We start from the raw sequence: 21,460 nt of genomic DNA, 5'->3' as shown, positions 1-21,460 counted from the left end.
ATATTGTTTATCTGTGTATTATATATTTTGTAGTTCTGCGAAGACTTTGCAGATTTCTTATATTGGTATGCAGACACAAGAGGTAGCGATAAAGCCTCATGTGAAAGTAGTTATGAAGCCCGATTCTAAGTTATTGGATGAAGTAGTGGTTACTGCTGTAGGTATTCAACGTGCAGAACGTTCTTTAGGGTATTCGGTATCAAAAGTAGATGCAGATGAAACTATTCAAAAGGCTGAACCAGATTTGATTCGCTCTTTAGATGGTAAGATACCGGGAGTTGTTATCAACTCACCTTCAGGTGCAGCGGGTTCTGCAACACGCATGACAATTCGTGGTAATTCATCCTTCCTAGGAAATAATCAACCACTTTATGTAGTAGACGGTGTACCATATAGCAATACAGAAGTAGCTTCATCTAACCAAGCAACTGAAGCTGGTGGTGCTTATGGTAGTGGCATTTCCACTCTTGATCCGAATGACATTGAATCAATGAATGTATTAAAAGGAGCAGCAGCTGCTGCATTATATGGCTCACGTGCAGCTAATGGTGTAGTTCTTATTACTACAAAAAGTGGATCAAAAGGTGGGAAAAAAGCAGGTAAAGGGACTGAAATTACATTAAATGCTTCGTATACGATAGAGCAGATAGCTGGGCTACCGGATTATCAAAATAAATTTGGTACAGGTGATAATTTTATAGCTCAAGGAGTAAATGGCTCTTGGGGAGCTTCTTTTGATGATGTTACGGAAGTTCCTTTAAGCATGTATTCTGCCAATATTTATGGTAATGCTTATCCTAACTTACCTAAAATGATTCCTTATAAAGCTTATAAAAATAATGTGAAAGATTTATTTGAATTAGGAGGTATCTATGATTTGTCTTTAAATATTAACCGTTATACCGAAAGTGGAAATTTCACAGCTACTCTTTCACGCATGAATCAAGACAGCTATATACCTTATGCTGATTTTGGGCGTTATTCCATTAGTGTTGGTGGAAACCAGACTTTAGCCAATGGAGTACGAGTTGGTGGAAATGTATCTTACTCTAGAACACAGCAAAACGGCCCGATGTTCGGTAATAACCAGTCAAATAATATTGGTGCATCTTCCTTTGCCCGCGCTTTAATTCTCGGACGTAACTGGGATATGTCTCTTCCTTATGAGACTCCTGATCACAAATCATTATTTTTCGTAGGTGACCAAGCAGACAATCCACTATGGTCATGGAAATATAATAAGATAAAAACTACAATGGATAGAGCTGTGGCCAACTTTAACATAGGCTATGATCTTACAAAGTGGCTTTCTGTTGACTACCGTATTGGTATCAACGATTTCAAGATGGATCGTAAAGAGGTCTTGAATATTGGTTCAAGAGCTGTGGGAGGTAAAGGACGTATCCGTGTAGAATCGTACGATACGCAAGAAATCGAGTCTACTTTATTATTCCGTTTTGATGTACCTATTCATAAAGATTGGGGACTGAAAGCCACTATCGGGCATAATGTAAATCAATTCACTTCTAATAATACACAGACAACCGGTCTCAACATTATGTCACCGGGAGTCTATAATATTGATAATACCGAATCTCAGACTTCTGAAGAATACTATGTAAGAACTCGCCTATGGGCATTGTTCGGAGAAGCAACTTTGGATTATAAGAACTTCGCTTTTTTAAGTGTTACGGGGCGTAATGACTTTTCTTCTACATTACCCAAAAACAATCGTAGTTTCTTTTATCCTTCTATTGCCGGTTCATTTGTATTTACTGATGCGTTCCATATTAACGAGGATATCATCAAATTCGGAAAAGTTCGTTTGAGTTGGGCTAAAGTAGGTAATGATGCAGGCGCCTATTACAAAAATGGAACGTTCTCTTTAGGACAACCCTATAATGGTCAACCTATCTTGTCATTACCAAGTTCAATGTTTGATCCGGAATTGAAACCGGAGTTTACTTCTGAAGTTGAATTCGGAGCTGAACTACAATTTCTAAAAAGTAGAGTTAACGTAGACTTCACTTGGTATAATCGTAATTCTACCAATCAAATTGCCCCTTTGAGTCTTCCCTATTCTACCGGATATGGTAGTTACTATACAAACTTTGGTAAAATGAATAATCATGGTATTGAAGTTGGCTTAAATCTGATTCCTGTTTTAACTAGAGACTTTAAATGGGATATGTATTTCACTTATACACAGAATGACAGTGAAGTGAAAGAATTAGCAGAAGGTGTAGAACGCGTGTCTCTAAATACAGGCTTTGCAACTCCAGGAGCTGTGCTGGAAGTTGGACAACCCTATGGAATGTTGGTAGGAGATGTCTTTGCCCGTGACGAAGATGGAAACCTTTTGGTTGATCCGAACTCCGGATTTTATTTAGTAGCCGACGAACAAGGATATTTAGGTAATCCGGCACCTGATTGTAAATTAAGTTTAAGCAATACTTTTACCTACAAAGGTGTCACCTTGTCTTTCTTAGTAGATGCTCAAATTGGTGGCTGTGTATGGACATCTTACATAACTGATTTATTGGGACGTGGTGTTACAAGAGATACAGAAAATCGTTATGGTTCCCGTATCATGCCTGGTTACTTAGCCGATCCGTCAACAAAGAAACCACTATTGGACGGTAATGGGAATAAGATTCCTAATAATGTTCAACTACGTGAAAATGATTTATGGTTTACAGGTAGTTCTACAGTTTCTTCTTTCGCAATCAACGGTGTCGATGAAGCGGCTGTATATGATGCAACTACTTTCCGCCTACGCGAATTAAGTCTCGGCTATGAAATTCCCAAGTCTTGGCTGGCAAAAACATTTATTGGTTCTGCAAGTGTATCTTTCGTGGCACGTAATTTATGGTTCTGGGCACCGAATGTTCCGAAACACACTAATTATGACCCTACTGCCAGCAGTTATGGTGGAGGTAACGTGCAGGGTATTGATTATACATCTGCACCAAACACCAGACGTTATGGATTCAATCTTAAACTTACATTCTAAAAACCGGACGTATGAAAATAAAAAAAATTATATTTATATTGACATCAGCATTATTGGTTAGCACTAGTTGTTCTGATTATCTAGATATCAATGATGATCCGAACAAGCCAACTACGGCTGAACTTAGTAAAGTATTAACTGGAGCAGAATATGATATAGCAATGTCTTTTGCTGCTGGTAATTATATCGGTTCTTCATTGCCTTCTTATGTTTTTCATCTGACTTCCAGAGAAGTGGACAACTTTGGCATTACAGCTTCTACAGCATCTAATGGTAATTCATGGCTACAGGCTTATACATATGGTCTTAAAAACACTGATGCAGTAATTACTGCTGCTGAAGAAGGAAATAATTTGATATATGCAGGTATCGGTAAATTATTAAAGGCTTATGCATTTGCAAATATCGTCGATTTATGGGGAGATGTACCATATAGCGAATTTAATATTGAAGGGAATTATGCTCCTATTGCTGATAAAAGTTCTGAGATTTACAATTCACTATTCACTTTGATTGACGAAGCTATTGGTAACTTGAAAAATGAGGAAGCTGCTAATTTGTTAAAACCAGCAGCTGATGATTTGATTTACAATGGAGATAAAGACAAATGGATCAGAATGGGTAATACGTTGAAATTGAAACTACTTGTTCAGTGCCGTAAAGCAAAAGGGGAGATTACCGGTTGGAATGAAAAACTGGCAGCACTACTTACAGAGAATAACTTTATGAAAAGTGGTGAAGATTTCGAGTTTAAACATACCCAAAAGGACAACCCTGATGAACGACACCCAGCATATGTAGATGAATACCTCGGTGGTCAGAGTACCTATTATATAAGTCCATGGATTTATGAAATAATGTCCGGTATTAATTTGAATGTGAAAGATAATCCCTTCACAGGTATTGTTGATCCACGTATTCCCTACTATTGGGTAAATCAAATAAAAGCAGATGGAGAAGCACAGAATACGACTGATTATCGTAGTGGAGCATTTGTTTCAATATTCTTTGCATCAAACTCTTCTTCTTCCGGAAACGACCAACGTTCTACTTCCTCTTTTATTGGTATCTATCCTTGTGGTGGTAAATATGATAATGGGCAAGGAGGTAAATGCGACAAAAATGTCGGTACAGGTGTTGCTCCAGAAAAGATGTTACAAGCCTATTCGGTTCCTTTCTTATTAGCAGAACTTTATTTGACAGGTGAAACAAATGGAGATGCAAAAGTAGCGTTGGAGAATGGTATTAAATACTCTATCAAACATGTCAACTCTGTATCTCAAAATGCAGCAGCAGAAGGGAGTAATGTACCTTCTATTTCAGATGATGCTGTAACGGCATTTGTGGGTAAAATATTAGCAAAATATGATGCCGCTATTAATAATGAAGAGAAACTTCGCATTGTAATGACACAGAAGTGGATTGCCAATTTCTTTAATCCTGTAGAAGCATATAATGATATTCGTCGTACGGGATATCCTACTTTATTGAGTTCGGGTACTGATTATGCCCAGTCCCCTTATAAAAATAGTAAAACACCTGAATTAGGTCCCATAGATATTCCATTGAAAGGAATTAATGCATATCCCAGAGCAATGTGGTATCCAACAAGTGAAGTTACCCGTAACCCCAATATTACAAATAATGGTAGAAATTTAAGTAGCCCGATCGTATTTTGGGATAAATAATTTGTTAAACTATGAAATTAAATAGAAATATGAAATATGTACAATTATTCATAGCAACTGTCCTTATGGCATTGCTGACTGTTAGCTGTGATCAAGATCTTCCTTATCCGTTAGATGACGTGAAGAACGGTGTTGTTATTGATATTGCTCGGATCGAAGGAACAGACGGTATCCTTTCTGCCGGAAAGGTTGATGGAAATTATAAAGTTAAATTAACAATCCCAGCACAGCAAGGGGACTACTCCATGTTAGACTATGCACAATTATTATGTGTATTCACTGATGCGTCAGGCAAAACAACTTCAAAAGTTGTAATGGATAATATCAAAGAGTTTCCTAAAGAAATTACAATTGATTTTGCCGATGTTTATAAAAAATTGGGACTATCTGCGCCATCCTTAAATGAAACAGTATATTTTACAACTAATGCTGTGATGAAAGATGGTTATGTAGTATATGGTTGGAATGAATATTCCGGTTTTAACAACAAGGCTTTTACAGGATGGGAAGTAGATGGAAGACCCTATTCATATAATGTAAGATATGCAGTTGCCTGCCCATTAGTGTTAGATGATTTCACGGGAAATTTGGTAGTAACTGATAATACTGTATTCTATGAGGGTGCCAGTTATCCGGTTCAAGGAGTAAAGATATCTGATACAGAATTGGAAATTGTTAATTTCTTTGAGGATTCTAAGATACGAATAACTATTGATCCGACAGTTCATACGGTTACTGTCGCCAAACAAATATTGTATCCGACCTTTGGATCTTATACAAATTTCTATGTAGTAGGTTCGGGTACTATTGATGCATGTAATGGTATTATAAATTTTTCTGGAACGGTAGGTGTAGACCAAGGTACTTATGATAGTAATGCAAACTGGATTATTAAAAACTAAAAGTTAAAAATAATAGTTTGTCGATACGAAGAGGCTATCTCAAGGTTATTTTGAGTTTAGCCTCTTCTCTGTTTACACAGTTCCTTCATTATTTAATCATATTTTTACTACTTCTCAAAGGGCTTATCATATACACTATATTCACCTAATTACTCGTTTCTTATTTGTCTTTGATGAAGACAATGTTCGCTAAAACTTGTTTATTCAAACGACGTGATGAAATGAGAAGTACATTATCTCCGTTTGTGATAAATAGATTTATTTTTGTCATAACTTAATTTTTATACAAAAAATTATAATCTTGTCATAATACAGTATTAATAAAACTTTTATCCCATTCATATATTCTCAACCTTGAAATAGTCGCAATTGAGCTATCACACAATATTTACAATTTCCCTCTTACGTAATTTTGCACACTTAACTATCCATTTTCACTAATCATCTTTTTTCAATTAGTAATTTTCATTGATAAAAATATACCTGATTAAGTATCAAGTATATTTGTGATATGATAAAATAAATGGGAATATTATATAACTGTCTAATATTCTACATTATAACACAACAAATAGTATCTCAAGGGTAGAGCGGAATAATTTACACCTACCGTATAATGGTTTGTAGTGGATATGTAAATATAAATAACAAGTTCTTTCCATATTCATAATAAGTTAATAGCCAGCAATATACACACCTTACAGTTCTGCGAAGACTTTGCAGATTTCTTATATTGGTATGCAGACACAAGAGGTAGCGATAAAGCCTCATTTAAAAATTGTGATGAAATCTGATACAGAGGTACTTGATGAAGTAATGGTTGTAGCTTTTGGTACAGCTAAAAAATCCGCATTTACAGGTTCAGCGTCTGTAGTAAATACGGAGGAACTATCCAAACGTATCACAACAAATGTATCTGACGCTTTAGTTGGTTCGGTTGCAGGTTTACAGATCCGGGGTGGTTCAGGAGCACCAGGTTCGAATGATGGAAAAATTAATATCCGTGGCATTGCATCTATGTATGCTAGTACAGATCCTTTGATTATCGTTGACGGTGCCCCTTATACAGCTAATTTGTCTAATATTCCACAAAGTGATATAGAATCTATCTCTGTTTTGAAAGATGCTGCATCCGCTGCTCTTTATGGTGCTCGTGGTGCCGCTGGTGTAATTATTATCACTACTAAAAAGGGAAAGACACAAGATGCTGTGATCAATGTAGATATGAAATGGGGTGTAAACACACGTGCAGTACAGGAATACGATGTAATCAAAGATCCCGGAGAATATTATGAGGCATATTATTCACAATTATATAATTATTCATTCTATGGTCAAGGAATGAGTGCGTCGGCAGCAAATACATACGCTAACCAAAAAATGCTTGCTGATTTAAAATATAATGTATATACCATACCTGAAGGAGAGATGTTGATTGGGACAAATGGAAAACTAAACCCAAATGCAATTTTGGGACGTAAATATACCCACAATGGTATTGAATATTATATGCAGCCTGATGATTGGCAAGATTTGGCTTATAAAAGCGCTTTACGTCAAGAATATAATATAAGTGCAAATGGTGGAACTGACCGTGCATCTTATTATGCCAGTGTTGGTTATCTAAATGAAGATGGTATTATTGAAAATTCTAGTTATGATCGTGTCAGTGCACGTATCAAGGCAGATTATCAAGCAAAGAAGTGGTTAAAGTTAAGTGCTAACGTGGGATATATACATTCTAACCAGGAATCTAACCCAAACATGAGTGATCAAGCAAATAACTCAAACCCGATGTATTATACTGATTATATTGCTCCCATTTATCCTGCATTTGTCCGTGTAGTAGATGAAGCAGGTAATATAGTAATCAAAAAAGACCAATATGGACATGAAACTTACGACTTTGGTAATGGAGATTATGGAGGAGTAACCCGTCCTTTTTTAGCTCCAGGTAATCCGCTAGGGGCAAATCGATATAATCAAATTAAAACTATCGGTGATCAATTAAATGGAACTTTTATGGCCGATATTAATATTACCGATTTTTTGAAGGCCAATGTGACAAGTACAGTTATTTTAGGACAAAGTAATTATTCTAACTACCAAAATCCATTTACTGTTCCCAAAGCAGGTGTAAACGGTGAGATTAGAAAAGAATCTACTAACGGATTTAGAACTAATAATGTACAGTCTTTGACGTATTTTCAAGATTTTGGTGAACATAGTGTAAACGTAATGTTGGGACATGAGTATTATAAGGCTACTACCAAATTCCTCTCTGCTACAGCGCAAGGTGGTTTTTCTCCGGAAGTTCCGGAAATCAACGCTTTTTCCAAAAAAGCGGATGCTCAATCCTACACCACAGTATATAATGTAGAAGGCTATTTCGGTAATGCTCAATACAATTATGCAGAAAAATATTTTGCATCAGCCTCTTATCGTCGTGACGCTTCTTCCTATTTTGCAAAAGAACATCGTTGGGGTAATTTCTGGTCAGTTGGTGCTGCTTGGATTATTTCCAAAGAAAGCTTCATGTCAAATTATTCATCATGGATGGATATGTTGAAAATAAAAGTCTCTATTGGACAACAAGGTAATGACAATATTGGTAACTGGGCATATACGGATTTATATAGTTTATCTCCTGTGGATGATGCGACTATGTCTCCAACTTTCTATCGTATTGGTAATCCTGACATTACTTGGGAAACAACAACAAATATCAACCTCGGTGTTGAATTCAGTTTTTGGAAAGGACGTTTGACTGGTAATGTGGATTTCTACACCAAAAAGACTACCGATTTACTATTTTGGTTATCCGTTCCAGAATCAGCCGGATCTCGTGGTTATTATGGCAACTTGGGAGACATCCGTAATATGGGTGTGGAACTGTTGTTGACAGGTTCAATTATTCGTACCAGAGATATTGACTGGAGTATATCGGCAAACTTGTCACATAATCAAGCCAAAATACTCAGCTTACCGGAATCAAAAATCGCCGGTAATGGTGGTTTTGCAGAAACGAACAGTACAGACGTTGCACAGAACTGGTATGAGGTAGGAGGACCACTCTACAATGCTTTCTGCGTGGAATATGCAGGTGTAAATGAAAAAGGTGAAGCTACTTACTGGGTAGATGAAAATTTGAAAGGTGTTACCAGTAGACCTGGTAAAGAACATTCTTATACTACCACCGATCCTAACGAAGCCACTAAATATGCACAAGGTTCTATTCTGCCCAAGTTGTTTGGCGGATTCAGTACTTCATTACGTTTGTATGACTTTGACTTATCCGCATCGTTTGATTACCAATTGGGCGGTAAGATTGCCGATAATCATTATGCATCATTAATGGGTCCTAATGAAAGTGGTGCCAGTGCCGGTTCCAATATCCATAAAGACTACCTGAAAGCTTGGAGTCCTAACAATACATCCAGTGATATCCCACGTTGGCAATATGGAGATAGATATAGTGTATTTGGCAATTCAGATCGTTTCTTGACTAATGCCAGTTACTTGAATTTCCAATCCTTCACAGTAGGTTATACAGTTCCGAAAAAGCTTCTTAAGAATATAGCCAAAATACGTCTTTATGCTGCGGGCGAAAATCTTTGTTTCTGGTCGGCACGTAAGGGTTTCGATCCTCGTTTTTCATATGAAGGAAATAAAGATATATCCGCTTATTCTCCCGTACGTAATATTTCGGGAGGTATTCAATTAACATTCTAAACTAAAAGAGAGACTTATATATGAAAAAAATATTGATTTCATTTTTAACCGTTGCTTTCGGGCTTTCCGTAGTGACAAGTTGTATTGAAGAGGTTAATCCGCAATCGTCAACTGTTACAAAGGATCAGGCTGCCAACGCCCCTGGTTCCTATAATAATTTTGTGAGTGGTCTTACTTCCTCATTGGTAGGTAAATTTAAATTTGGCAGCGATAAACCTTTCGACTTCGGTTATCCTACGTTCTATCAGATGCGTGATGTTATGGGACAGGATGTTGTTCCGAGTTGGGATGGTCACTGGTATCAAACTTGGTATACCAGTGGTACAGCACTTGGTCCTCAATACTTATATTGCCAAGTTCCTTGGACTTATTATTATGGCTGGATAAAGAATTGTAATACAGTTCTTTCTCTTGCTGGTACCGAGCCCGATGCGGATAAAGCTACAGGTGCAGGAATTGCCTATGCTATGCGTGCAATGTTCTATATGGATTTAGCACGTATGTTTGCCCAAAATACTTATGCACTTGATAAGAATGCCGAAACTGTGCCTATCGTAACTGAGAGTACCGCTCTTTCAGATTTGGCTAATAATCCTCGTGCCACTAATGAGAAAATGTGGGGATTTATCCTGTCTGATCTTGATAATGCAGAAAAATATTTGGCAGATTATGAACGACCAGATAAATATACACCAGATCTTTCAGTAGTATATGGCTTAAAAGCTCGTGCTTATCAAGTGATGGAAGATTGGGTGAATGCGGAGAAATATGCAAAACTTGCACAAAAAGGATATACCCTTATGAATGAAGAAGATTATACCAGTCGTGAAACAGGTTTCAATACTCCTAATTCCTCATGGATGTTTGGATTAACATACAAAGCAAATGACGATAATATATTGTTGAATGACGGAGACAGTTCTTGGGGATCTTTCATGTGTCTTGAAGTAAATGGCTCAGAGTGTGGTTATGCCTCCAGTTATGGAAGTAAGCTCCTTATTGACCGTCATCTATATGAGACTATTCCTGCCGGTGATTTTCGTAAAAAGTGTTTTGTAGACTTTAAGATAGATGAATTGGGATCAAAAGCAGAACAGGTAGAGGCTTTGAAAGCTTATTCCGACTATCCGGAATGGGTTTATAATTCCGGTCATAAGGAAGGAACAGTGGTAGGTGGTCTTTCATTGAAATTCCGAGCCGCAGGAGGTTCAGAAGGACATTATAATCAGTATAAAGGTTTTCTTGTCGCTGTTCCTATAATGCGTGTTGAAGAGATGTATCTGATTGAGGCTGAGGCTGCCGGTATGCAGAATGAAGCTAACGGTATTGCTCTTTTGACTCAATTTGCCAAGACACGTGATGCATCCTATGAATATGGTAAACACAATGAAGCATACGGTAATCAATCTACTTCTGCTTTCCAAAACGAAATATGGTGGCAACGTCGTATAGAATTTTGGGGAGAAGGATTGGCTACTTTTGACATTAAACGTCTCAATAAAGGAATTATTCGCAGTTATCCTAATACTAACCATTTGGAAACACGCCGTTGGAATACCACGGAGCCTCCCGTATGGATGGACTTTTGTATCGTTCAGAGTGAGACTAACTATAACTTGGCATGTACAAACAATCCTACACCTATACCTCCTACATCGGATTCAGAGGAGATTACTTCCTGGTAATTGGATTAATAATTTAAAAATAAGAATATGAAAAAATATATTTACAGTTTGTTTATGGTACTTTTCACTACCACAACCATGATCTCATGTATAGAAGATGAAGGAACGGAGGTGGGGAACGACCCCAATCCAGTGATTACCCTCTATCAATATAATGCCGGTAAACCTAACAATCCTGACAATGATGTAATGCTTCGTTTTGCCACTAACAATAAAGTGTCTGAGGTCTATTATTTAGCAGAAAAAACGGAAGATAAAGATGCTTATATAAAAAACAACGGTGAAGACGCTTATCTAAACTACGTAGTAGAAAAAGGTACAAAACTTACAGATGTCTCAGGTACATCTAATGTTGATATCGTGATAACAGGTCTTTATGGAGAGTATACCATTACCGCTGTAGCAATTGGTGGAAATATGAAAGCGTCAGCAAAAACGGTTTTTACAGGACTTGATTGGACAGATGTTGTTAGCGGTACATACTATTATGCCGATTCATGGGTAGATGGTACTACTTCCGATAAAATAAGCGGTATGTCATCTAATCCAACTGTTTTACAAGTTTGTACTACTAATCCTACATTGTATCGCTTTAAAGACGTATTTGGTACAGGGGCTCACATGAAAATAAACTTGATAGATTATCAGGGTAAAGATGGAGGTGGAGAATACCAGTTCTTTAGAGTACCTCCAACGGAAACATCTTTTACTTTTGGACAGTATGGAACAGTTAGTGTTCGTGATATTGGTTATTGGCAAGGTAAGGATGATTTTGTAACAGCTGGAGGTTATGAAAGTGGTATGTATGAAAATTATAATTGTTTTATTTTTATTCAATATTATGTATCAGCGGGTAGCATTGGATATGGTTATGATGCATTTATTGCAGATTAATTAAAATATTCAGAGTGAAACTCATATAAGAAAAGGAGGTTGTGCCAAAAATGTTTTAACACAACCTCCTTTTTGATGTTCATCCCATATAACTGCATACTTTTATTTACAAACATCAAGACCACTCGAAATCTTTGAAACGAAATTCAATAAAGATGTAGAAATTGTAAAATTACTTATAGTAATAACCATTTCCAGATGGGATAAATATTGATTTTATGCCCTTCCACTTCTAGCTCACCATTCTCATCTTCTGTAAGAATTGTACCTTCCTTCAAATGGTAGGTTTGTAAAGCGGATAACAATCCGTTAATTTCCCGTTGTTTTGTTTGCGGGTCAGTCAGTGAACGTGTAACTTGAAATGCATGTGTAATATTGATACCTTGACGTACTATGAAATCACACTCTATACCATTGTCATGATAGTATATTTCCTGATTTTTACGTTTTAATTGTATATAAACAATATTTTCTAACAATTGACCGATATTATCGGTAGCGTTAAACCCTACTTTACCAATTATGGCATTATCAACAAAATATATTTTTTTAGGAGCGAGCATCTGTTTTTTTACAGACCAGTCGAACTTCATTGTCTGAAAAATTAAATATGTACTTTCAATATACTCAAGATAGTTCTTAACCGTTTCCGGATGCTTGATTCCAATCGTTTTAGCCAATGAATTGTAAGAAAATCGTTTAGCTGCATTACTCGCTAGAAAATAAACCAATTCAAGTAATTCTCTTTCACCATTCAGTTTATTACGGGTCACAACGTCTTTATAGATAATATTCTCATAAAGTGTAGAAAGATAAGATGTATTGGGATCCTGTATATAACGTGGAAATCCTCCAAGCCGTAAATATTCATCAAAACTCTTTTTTAACAGGCTTTTTCCTGCTGTTGTATAGAAATCTTTCTGTTCCGGATAGTTCCCTTTCATTTTCAGGAACTCTCCAAAAGAAAAGGGATAGAGTTCTATGGAACAATGGCGTCCGGTTAAATGTGTGCCAAGTTCTCTACTTAACATATTGGCATTGGAACCGGTAACAAATACTTTACAGCCATTATCGTATAAACGACGAACAAACCTTTCCCATCCCGGGATGTTTTGTATCTCGTCAAAATAAAAAGTTTTTTGTTCGCCGAACAATTCAATAAAAACTTCGTATAAAGATTGGAAGTCTTCAACTTTAAAATTGACAAGCCGATCGTCATCAAAGTTAAAATAATAATCCTGTTCCTTATGGCTATGGCGAATTTGTTGCAACAATACAGATTTTCCACATCTTCTTATCCCTGAGATAACCAATATTTCCGGTAATTTCAACAGATTATTATCAATATCTCTTTCTACCATATGAGAATATGAACGTTGTTGCTGATCAAAGATGATATGTTTCAGTAGGTCTTTCATATTTTTTATTATTTTCTATACTACAAAGATAACTCCTTTTCATTATTAACGAATACTTTTAACGGAAAGTTTTCATTGGCAATGAATAGAAAGTTCCAATCCTATCTGTTGTTAGTGAAAAAGGATATCGTTATCAGGATTAATTTTATACATTATATAAATCGTATTTATCTTTTATCATTCCTTTTTTTGAATAGAGTAATCTTATAATATCCGGTAAATTTTAGATATAAAAAATAGTAACCAATAATATATGGTATATTTTAGATATATACAATTACTTTAATTTACAAAATAAATATTTGCAAATCAAAGATATACTTGCTTTAATAGTACTTTTATAGTAGCTCAAGATTTAAAAGTATATTGGATATAGGTATTTCTGAATGTGGTTTTGATATAAAGAATAAGTTCTGTAAGAAGCATAATTTACTGTTTATTAGCAAATTATGCTTCTTACAGTTCTGCGAAGACTTTGCAGATTTCTTATATTGGTATGCAGACACAAGAGGTAGCGATAAAGCCTCATTTAAAGATCACAATGAAGGCTGACAACGAGGTTTTAGAAGAAGTTGTTGTTACAGGTATGCAACGTATGGACAAACGCCTATTTACAGGAGCAGCGACAAAACTGTCAGCTGATAATGTAAAGTTGGACGGTATTGCAGAAATCAGTCGTGCATTGGAAGGACGTGCTGCCGGTGTATCAGTTCAGAATGTGTCCGGAACATTTGGTACAGCTCCCAAAATCCGTGTACGTGGTGCTACTTCAATTTATGGTAGTTCAAAACCACTATGGGTAGTTGATGGTGTTATCATGGAGGATGTCACAGAAGTTGGTGCAGACGATTTATCCTCGGGTGATGCAGTAACATTGATCAGTTCTGCCATCGCAGGACTAAATGCCGATGATATTGAAAGTTTTCAAATTCTGAAAGATGGTTCTGCGACCTCTATCTATGGTGCGCGTGCAATGGCTGGTGTAATTGTAGTAACAACCAAAAAAGGTAAGGCAGGTAGTAACAAGATTAACTATACGGGTGAATTTTCAATGCGTTTAAAACCTAGTTATAGAAATTTTAACATTATGAATTCTCAAGAACAAATGGATGTATACAAAACCATGGCTAGTAATGGATACCTGAATTTTTCGGATGTCTATCGCGCTTCCAATAGTGGAGTCTACGGTAAACTGTATCATTTGACCAACGACTACTCTAATGGTGGATTTGCCTTAGCTAATACCATTGAAGCAAGAAATGCATACTTGCAACAAGCCGAATATAGAAACACTGATTGGTTTGATATTTTGTTCAATAATAGTATTTCACAGAATCATGCCATCAGTATGTCCAGTGGTACAGATAAAGCCTCTTATTATACATCCCTCAGTGCAATGTCCGATCCGGGATGGACCAAACAAAGTTCCGTACAACGCTATACAGCTAATATTAATGCACTATATAACATCTCCCGACAACTTTCTTTGAACTTAATAGGCAATACCTCCTATCGTAAGCAAAAAGCTCCCGGAACATTAAGTTCCAGTATAGATGTAGTTAGTGGTGAAGTCAGACGTGACTTTGATATCAATCCATACTCATACGCCTTAAACACATCACGTGCCCTTGATCCCAATGAATATTATGTTCGCAATTATGCTCCGTTCAATATTCTCCATGAATTAGAAAATAACAATATGGAATTAAGCGTCATTGACCTGAAGTTCCAAGGTGAATTGAAATGGAAACCATTTAAGAAAGTAGAATTATCAGCATTAGGGGCTTATAAGCACTCTTCTACCACTCAATCTCATAGTATCACTGATTATTCCAATCAAGCATGGGCTTATCGTGCAATGGATGATGCAACTATGAGAGATGCTAACCCATGGTTATATACAGACCCGGATGTTGTGAACTCGCTACCTCTATCAGTATTACCGGTAGGAGGTTTTTATAGAGAAACCAAGTATGGCATGAATAGTTACGATTTCCGTGGTACAATCAGTTACAACGATGTTTTCGCTGATGACCACGTTATCAACCTCTTTGGTGGCATGCAAGTGACCGCTACGGACAGAACAAAAACTTGGTTTAACGGCGTAGGTATGCAGTATGACATGGGTATGTTACCTTCTTATGAATATTTGTATTTTAAACAAGGAAAAGAAGAAAACACTCAATATTATACGGTTGAAGAGACCCATTCTCGCGAAGCCGCCTTCTTTGCAACAGGTACTTATTCATATAAAGGAAGATACACGGTAAATGGAACGGTACGTTATGAAGGATCCAATAAATTAGGTAAAAGCCGTTCTTCTCGTTGGTTACCGACATGGAATGTTTCAGGTGCATGGAATATGCACGAAGAGAACTTCTTTGAAGAACTAAAACCCGCTTTATCTAATTTGACACTTAGAGCATCTTACTCTCTTACAGCTGACCGTGGACCGGCCAACGTTACAAATTCACATGTAGTAATAGAGTCTTATAATCCTTATAGACCATTTGCCAGTGTTGGTGAATCCGGGTTAAGAATATCAGATTTAGAGAATAGCGAATTGACTTATGAAAAGAAACATGAATTAAATCTTGGTATCGACCTTGGTTTTCTGGATAATCGAATAAACCTAGTAGTTGACTGGTATAAACGAAACAATTACGATTTGATAGGCAAAATCAACACAATGGGTGTAGGAGGGCAAATATCCAAATATGCAAATGTTGCAAGTATGCGTTCACATGGTATTGAATTCACCCTTTCTACTCGTAATATTGTCACCAAAGATTTCAAATGGAATACTGATTTCATTTTCTCTCATGCGAAAAATACAGTTACAGAACTGGATTCACAGTCACGTGTAATTGATATGATTTCCGGTGCAGGATTTGCTCTGCAAGGATATCCGGTACGTTCTTTGTTCTCTATGGACTTCAAAGGCCTTAACGAAAATGGTGTACCTACTTTTATCAATGAAAAAGGCGAACTGACTACAAGTGATATTAATTTTCAGGATCGTATTAATAAAGATCATCTGATTTATGAAGGTCCCACTGATCCTACTATCACTGGAAGTTTTGGTAATATGTTTACTTACAAAGGTTTTAAGCTGAATGCTTTTATCACTTACTCGTTTGGTAATGTCGTTCGCCTGGACCCGGTATTCAGCAGTAAATATTCCGACTTGGATGCTATGCCTAAAGAATTCAAGAATCGTTGGACTGTTACCGGTGATGAGAACAGAACCAATGTTCCCGTTATTGCAGACCGACGTATGAATCAACAGGATACCAATCTAAAACGCGCCTATAACGCTTACAATTATTCTACTGTACGTACAGCAAAAGGAGATTTCATCAGAATGAAAGAGATTTCATTATCTTATGATTTCCCGAAAACATGGATTAGCCATTTAAAGTTGAATACACTCTCCTTAAAACTGCAAGCTACTAATTTATTCCTGATCTATTCTGATGACAAGCTAAACGGACAAGACCCCGAGTTTTTTAACACAGGTGGTGTCGCAGCTCCGGTACCTAAACAATTCACTTTAACAGTAAGAATTGGAATTTAATATTAAAAATCTTAGAAATATGAAAAAGATAAATATACTATATTCAGCAGCAGTAGCTGTCTTATTATTTTCATCATGCAGCGATTTTCTGGATACGATGCCGGATAATAGAGCAGAAATAAATACAGAATCTAAAATTACCTCCTTATTGGTTTCAGCCTATCCTAAAGCTTTTCCTGTCATGATGAACGAAATGGCATCGGACAATGCTATGGATAATGGTTCGCTGTACTCTGTAGAGTCTCAGTCTCAAGAAGATGCATACTTGTGGCAAGATATACTTACCGATACCGATGAAGATACTCCGCAAGGTCTTTGGGATGAATGCTATCTTGCCATAGCCTCGGCTAATCATGCTTTACAGGCAATTGAAGATATGGGAAATCCGACGAGCCTGGCCCCTCAAAGAGGAGAGGCTTTAATGTGCCGCGCTTATGCCCATTTTATTTTGGCAAATACATTTTGTGAAGCCTACAATTATGAAACAGCCGGGAAAAAACTAGGTATTCCGTATGCAACTACCCCTGAGAAAGAAGTCGCTCCTCATTATATCAGAGGTACGTTGGAAGAAACATACTCCAAAATAGCAGCTGACATTGAAGAAGGACTTCCATTAATTAACGACAACCTATATTCCGTACCTAAATATCATTTCAATAAGAAAGCTGCTAATGCCTTTGCTGCCCGGTTTTATCTGTTCTATTTGCAAGCTGACAAATCCAATTATGAAAAGGTGATTAGTTATGCAAATGCTGCACTGGGAACGACTCCTAGCAAAGTATTGCGAACTTATGAAGCAGACTTTGGAACTTTGTCCTCTCCTACTAATGTTGCTGACGCTTTTATCTCTGCCAAATCAACGGCCAATTTACTTATTACTACGATTAATAGTTCATGGCCTTATATTTATGGTCCTTATTTAATGTCACAGCGTTACGGGCAAGCCAAGGAAATTTGTGAGAATGAAAATCTCCGTGCTAAAGGTATTTGGGGGACAGAAAAAAACTTGGTGGCTGCCAATACCATTTGGAACCCGCAAGAGAAAATGCCTTTCCCGAAGTTGGGTATGTATTTTGAATACACCGATAAGGTTAATGGTATAGGATATCGACATGCAGTGATAGTACCTTTCACTACCAATGAGACTTTACTCTGCCGGGCAGAAGCATACATAATGAAAACGCAGCCTGACTATGCAAAGGCTGTAACTGATATAAATGATTGGTTGGTTTCCGTTTGCTATGCAGATGGTGTACCTACCGTTACGGAAGAGTTTATTAATGATTTCTATAAAGATATAGAATATATGCCTACTATCGTAGAAAGTGCAACACAGCGTACAGTCAAGAAACACTTGAACCCGATTATTCCTTTTGTTGACGGTAAACAAGAGAATTTCATTCATTGCATACTCCAACTGCGTAGAGTGGAAACAATTCACGAAGGCCTGCGCTGGCTGGATATTAAGCGCTATGGCATTGAAATCTCTCATAACATAGAAGGGCAAAGTCCTGATATATTAACCAAAGACGATCCTAGACGTGCATTCCAATTACCACAAGACGTAATTGATGCAGGTATGGATGCTAATCCCAGAAACTAAAAAACAAAGAATATGAAGAAGTTGAAATTATTTATATTACTCGTATTAGCTTTAGCTGCTGTTTCATGCAGTGAAGATAAACTGGACTCCAAAAGCATTTTTAATCCTACCACTCCGGAACGTAATGCTTTTGAAACGTGGATATTGGAAAACTACACCAAGTCGTACAATATTGACCTGAAATATAAGTTTGAAGACGTAGAGTCAGACTTAAAGTATAATGTTATACCGGCAGATTACGATAAATCCGTAGCGCTGGCTAAGTTAGTAAAGTTTTTATGGATTGACGTATATGAAGAGCTGGTTGGCAGGGAGTTTATAGCTACCTACTGTCCTAAGATAATGCACCTTATCGGTTCTCCTGAATATGAAAAGTCAGGTGGTTCCATGGTATTAGGAACCGCTGAAGGCGGATTGAAAATTACTCTTTTCAATGTTAACGGCTTAGACCCAAAAAATCCAGATGTTGAATCTTTAAATTATTGGTACTTCAAAACCATGCACCATGAGTTTGCGCATATCCTGCACCAGACTAAAAATTATTCAACTGATTTCAATACAATATCCGCAGGTAAATATACTGGTCCCGGCTGGATGAATATCACCAACCTGGAAGCCCAAAAGATGGGATTTGTATCCAACTATGCCAGTACTGAAACGCAAGAAGATTTCGTTGAGACGTTAGCTATATATGTTACATATACCGATAAACAATGGCAGGATATTTTAAAAGCAGCCGGCACCAGCGGTGCTGCCATTATTCTTCAGAAACTAGAAATGGTAAAAGAGTATTTGGCAGAATCATGGGGTATAGACATTGATAAATTACATGAAATTGTTCAGGAACGGGAACAGAATATTGATAAGTTAGATTTAGGAACTCTTTAAACAGAAGACAATATGAAAAAATATATTTATCTTTTCTTTTTTACATTCTCTCTTCTTTTTGTAGCATGTTCACCAGAAGCAGAAGATATTTTTGGTGAAAATGCAGCAAATAGAATAGAAGAAAGGTTGGCAGCGGACAAAGCCGTATTGGTTGGAGCCCAGAATGGTTGGCTAATGGAATACTATCCGGCCAGTGGACAGATTTACGGAGGTTATAATGTATTAGCCCTTTTCAATGAAGATGGCAAGGTAACCGTATCTGCCGATATTACAGGAGATGCTACTGCCCAAGCTACCAGTACTTATAGAATGAAGGAACAGGCAGGTCCCGTATTGACCTTCGATACATATAATAGTATTTTTCATATATTCTCCGATCCGAAAAATGATCTAGGAATAGGTACAGACGGAAAAGGTATGGAAGGCGACTATGAATTTACAATTATGGAAGCAACAGCCGAAAAGGTTGTATTGAAAGGGAAAAAAACCGGGAATAAAATTATTATGACTCCGTTTACCGGTGATTGGGATGAATATTTAACGAATATCGTTGATATGGAACAAAAGATATCCGTATTTCCCAAATTTGATTATACAGATGGAGATTTTAATGCTTCAGTTACGCAGTCATATCATACTTTTGCCATTACCTATCAGGAAGATGGAAATACAAAAGATATTACGGTTCCGTATATATTGACTGCCACGGGATTGAAATTTATGGAGCCATTGGAAATAAATGGTAAAAATGTAGAAACCTTAGAATTTCAAGATGTAGGTGACAACGGACAACTAGCATCAGGAAGTATAGTTTTAACTCCTAAGTTCCCATTAAATTATTATTTATTGAATGGTGATTGGTATTTTTCATTTAAAAATTTAGGAGCATTTGGACAGCCTTATTGGAATTACGTTAAAAAGAATGATTTAGAGCCTAATAACATGCACTTAGAGACAGCTCTGTTTACACCTTTCTCCGACACTGAAATAGCTTTTTATTGGATATGTGATGGTGCTCCTGGATATCTATTCTTTAAAACAGCAGCTATAGGTGACAATCAAGTTAAAATAACTTTTGCTGTAGGTGGAGGTGGAACAGGTGTAACATTCTACAATAATTATGATTGGAATTATATGATTTACCCATTTTCTAAAGGAACAACCGGACTGACATTTACTTTGACTGCCGATGATGAAAAGAATCCTTCTATCATAACAATGACAGACAATTCTAACAACAATAATGTAATCAAAATATTCAGAGATGAGATTTTAAATCCATTCGATAATTAAGATACTTTTTCTGTTTTAATTCTAACATTTACTTAAAAGGATATGCTCACTCACGGGCATATCCTTTTTTGTACAACTATCCCAAAGCCCCCTCCTTTATAATATCTATCAATATCGGCTTCATCCCACTTACAAAACATTCCACAGCAATCACCATCAGGATAAGTCCCATCAGACGCATCATTACATTATTGCCGGTTTCACCCAATAAGTTAACTAAGCGGGTGGATGCCCTTAATATCAGGAACGTAAGAAAATAGATAAGTGCTATCGTCCCTATCAATACCCCCTTCATTTCATAAGAATGTGCATCTTGCATCAGTACGATAGCATTGGCGATGGCTCCCGGACCACATAGCATGGGAATTCCTAATGGAGTAATTGATATATCATCTGCATAAGTCTTTATTTCTTCATCCTTCAACTTCATCGGAGTATAACGGGCTTGCAACATATCGAAGCCAATCTTAAAGATAATAACTCCACCAGCTATACGAAAGCCATTCGTTGATATACCAAAAAACTTAAACAAAAACTGACCTGCAAAGGTAAAAACCATAATTGTGATAAAAGATACCAACGTAGCGCGACTAACGATAGAACGACGTTCTTTTTCTGTCATCCCTTGTGTCATTGTCAAAAATACAGGCATTGTACCTAATGGATTAGTCAACGTGAAAAAAGAAGTGAAACATAGCAATGCAAAAGGGAAGATAGTTTCCATAGTAGTAATTTTATATGTTCATCATTGGAGACAAAAATACTAC

At 36.8% G+C, this 21,460-nt stretch carries 12 protein-coding genes; 10 read left to right on the top strand and 2 right to left on the bottom strand.

Annotation, left to right across the window (positions count from 1 at the left end; all coding sequences use genetic code 11):
• Positions 1-13: 13 nt before the first annotated feature.
• The 6 genes from DXC10_RS04100 (at position 14) to DXC10_RS04075 (ending at position 11,914) form a co-directional block, all read left to right on the top strand.
• A complete protein-coding gene (locus DXC10_RS04100; protein WP_255419781.1) occupies positions 14-3,013 on the top strand; it encodes a SusC/RagA family TonB-linked outer membrane protein in 3,000 nt (999 codons plus the stop codon).
• Positions 3,014-3,024: 11 nt separating this feature from the next.
• Entirely contained in the window at positions 3,025-4,701 is a 1,677-nt protein-coding gene (locus DXC10_RS04095; protein WP_101546159.1) for a SusD/RagB family nutrient-binding outer membrane lipoprotein, read from the top strand.
• 11 nt (positions 4,702-4,712) lie between these two features.
• Positions 4,713-5,603, top strand: coding sequence for a hypothetical protein (locus tag DXC10_RS04090; RefSeq protein ID WP_101546161.1), 891 nt, complete (start codon positions 4,713-4,715; stop codon positions 5,601-5,603).
• A gap of 717 nt (positions 5,604-6,320) precedes the next feature.
• The gene (locus DXC10_RS04085) at positions 6,321-9,335 is read left to right on the top strand and encodes a SusC/RagA family TonB-linked outer membrane protein (protein WP_255419780.1); all 3,015 of its coding nucleotides are present in this window, start codon (positions 6,321-6,323) and stop codon (positions 9,333-9,335) included.
• A 20-nt stretch (positions 9,336-9,355) separates the two neighbouring features.
• Complete coding sequence (locus tag DXC10_RS04080) at positions 9,356-11,020, top strand: RagB/SusD family nutrient uptake outer membrane protein (protein ID WP_101546153.1); 1,665 nt, start codon at positions 9,356-9,358, stop codon at positions 11,018-11,020.
• Between the two features lie 27 nt (positions 11,021-11,047).
• Entirely contained in the window at positions 11,048-11,914 is an 867-nt protein-coding gene (locus DXC10_RS04075; RefSeq protein WP_101546155.1) for a hypothetical protein, read from the top strand.
• A gap of 176 nt (positions 11,915-12,090) precedes the next feature.
• Here the strand turns inward: DXC10_RS04075 and DXC10_RS04070 are convergent, their stop codons facing one another.
• The gene (locus DXC10_RS04070; RefSeq protein WP_101546157.1) at positions 12,091-13,332 is read right to left on the bottom strand and encodes an ATP-binding protein; all 1,242 of its coding nucleotides are present in this window, start codon (positions 13,330-13,332) and stop codon (positions 12,091-12,093) included.
• 475 nt (positions 13,333-13,807) lie between these two features.
• On the opposite strand from DXC10_RS04070, the gene DXC10_RS04065 reads away from it, so the two are divergent.
• The 4 genes from DXC10_RS04065 to DXC10_RS04050 are packed head-to-tail and all read left to right on the top strand — an operon-like array spanning position 13,808 to position 20,693.
• On the top strand, positions 13,808-16,909 hold the full coding sequence (locus DXC10_RS04065) for a SusC/RagA family TonB-linked outer membrane protein (RefSeq protein WP_255419779.1): 3,102 nt from the start codon (positions 13,808-13,810) through the stop codon (positions 16,907-16,909).
• A gap of 19 nt (positions 16,910-16,928) precedes the next feature.
• Positions 16,929-18,512, top strand: coding sequence for a RagB/SusD family nutrient uptake outer membrane protein (locus tag DXC10_RS04060; RefSeq protein WP_117737386.1), 1,584 nt, complete (start codon positions 16,929-16,931; stop codon positions 18,510-18,512).
• 12 nt (positions 18,513-18,524) lie between these two features.
• Positions 18,525-19,400, top strand: a complete 876-nt coding sequence (locus tag DXC10_RS04055) for a putative zinc-binding metallopeptidase (RefSeq protein ID WP_117737385.1) — start codon at positions 18,525-18,527, stop codon at positions 19,398-19,400.
• 12 nt (positions 19,401-19,412) lie between these two features.
• Positions 19,413-20,693: a DUF4302 domain-containing protein gene (locus DXC10_RS04050; protein WP_117737384.1), complete on the top strand. Its 1,281-nt coding sequence runs from the start codon at positions 19,413-19,415 to the stop codon at positions 20,691-20,693.
• 76 nt (positions 20,694-20,769) lie between these two features.
• Here the strand turns inward: DXC10_RS04050 and DXC10_RS04045 are convergent, their stop codons facing one another.
• Positions 20,770-21,417 (bottom strand): MarC family protein, encoded by a 648-nt coding sequence (locus tag DXC10_RS04045; protein ID WP_101545936.1) that lies wholly within the window; start codon positions 21,415-21,417, stop codon positions 20,770-20,772.
• Positions 21,418-21,460 lie beyond the last annotated feature (43 nt).

It is taken from the genome of Bacteroides sp. OM08-11 (assembly GCF_003438665.1).
Taxonomy (GTDB): domain Bacteria; phylum Bacteroidota; class Bacteroidia; order Bacteroidales; family Bacteroidaceae; genus Bacteroides; species Bacteroides cutis.
This window is presented reverse-complemented; position numbering and strand designations above follow the sequence as displayed.

Excerpts from the sequence above, each read along its gene's own strand:
- DXC10_RS04095 (WP_101546159.1), top strand. The coding sequence starts at position 3,025 with ATGAAAATAAAAAAAATTATATTTATATTGACATCAGCATTATTGGTT.
- DXC10_RS04090 (WP_101546161.1), top strand. The coding sequence starts at position 4,713 with ATGAAATTAAATAGAAATATGAAATATGTACAATTATTCATAGCAACT.
- DXC10_RS04080 (WP_101546153.1), top strand. The coding sequence starts at position 9,356 with ATGAAAAAAATATTGATTTCATTTTTAACCGTTGCTTTCGGGCTTTCC.
- DXC10_RS04075 (WP_101546155.1), top strand. The coding sequence starts at position 11,048 with ATGAAAAAATATATTTACAGTTTGTTTATGGTACTTTTCACTACCACA.
- DXC10_RS04070 (WP_101546157.1), bottom strand. The coding sequence starts at position 13,332 with ATGAAAGACCTACTGAAACATATCATCTTTGATCAGCAACAACGTTCA.
- DXC10_RS04060 (WP_117737386.1), top strand. The coding sequence starts at position 16,929 with ATGAAAAAGATAAATATACTATATTCAGCAGCAGTAGCTGTCTTATTA.
- DXC10_RS04055 (WP_117737385.1), top strand. The coding sequence starts at position 18,525 with ATGAAGAAGTTGAAATTATTTATATTACTCGTATTAGCTTTAGCTGCT.
- DXC10_RS04050 (WP_117737384.1), top strand. The coding sequence starts at position 19,413 with ATGAAAAAATATATTTATCTTTTCTTTTTTACATTCTCTCTTCTTTTT.
- DXC10_RS04045 (WP_101545936.1), bottom strand. The coding sequence starts at position 21,417 with ATGGAAACTATCTTCCCTTTTGCATTGCTATGTTTCACTTCTTTTTTC.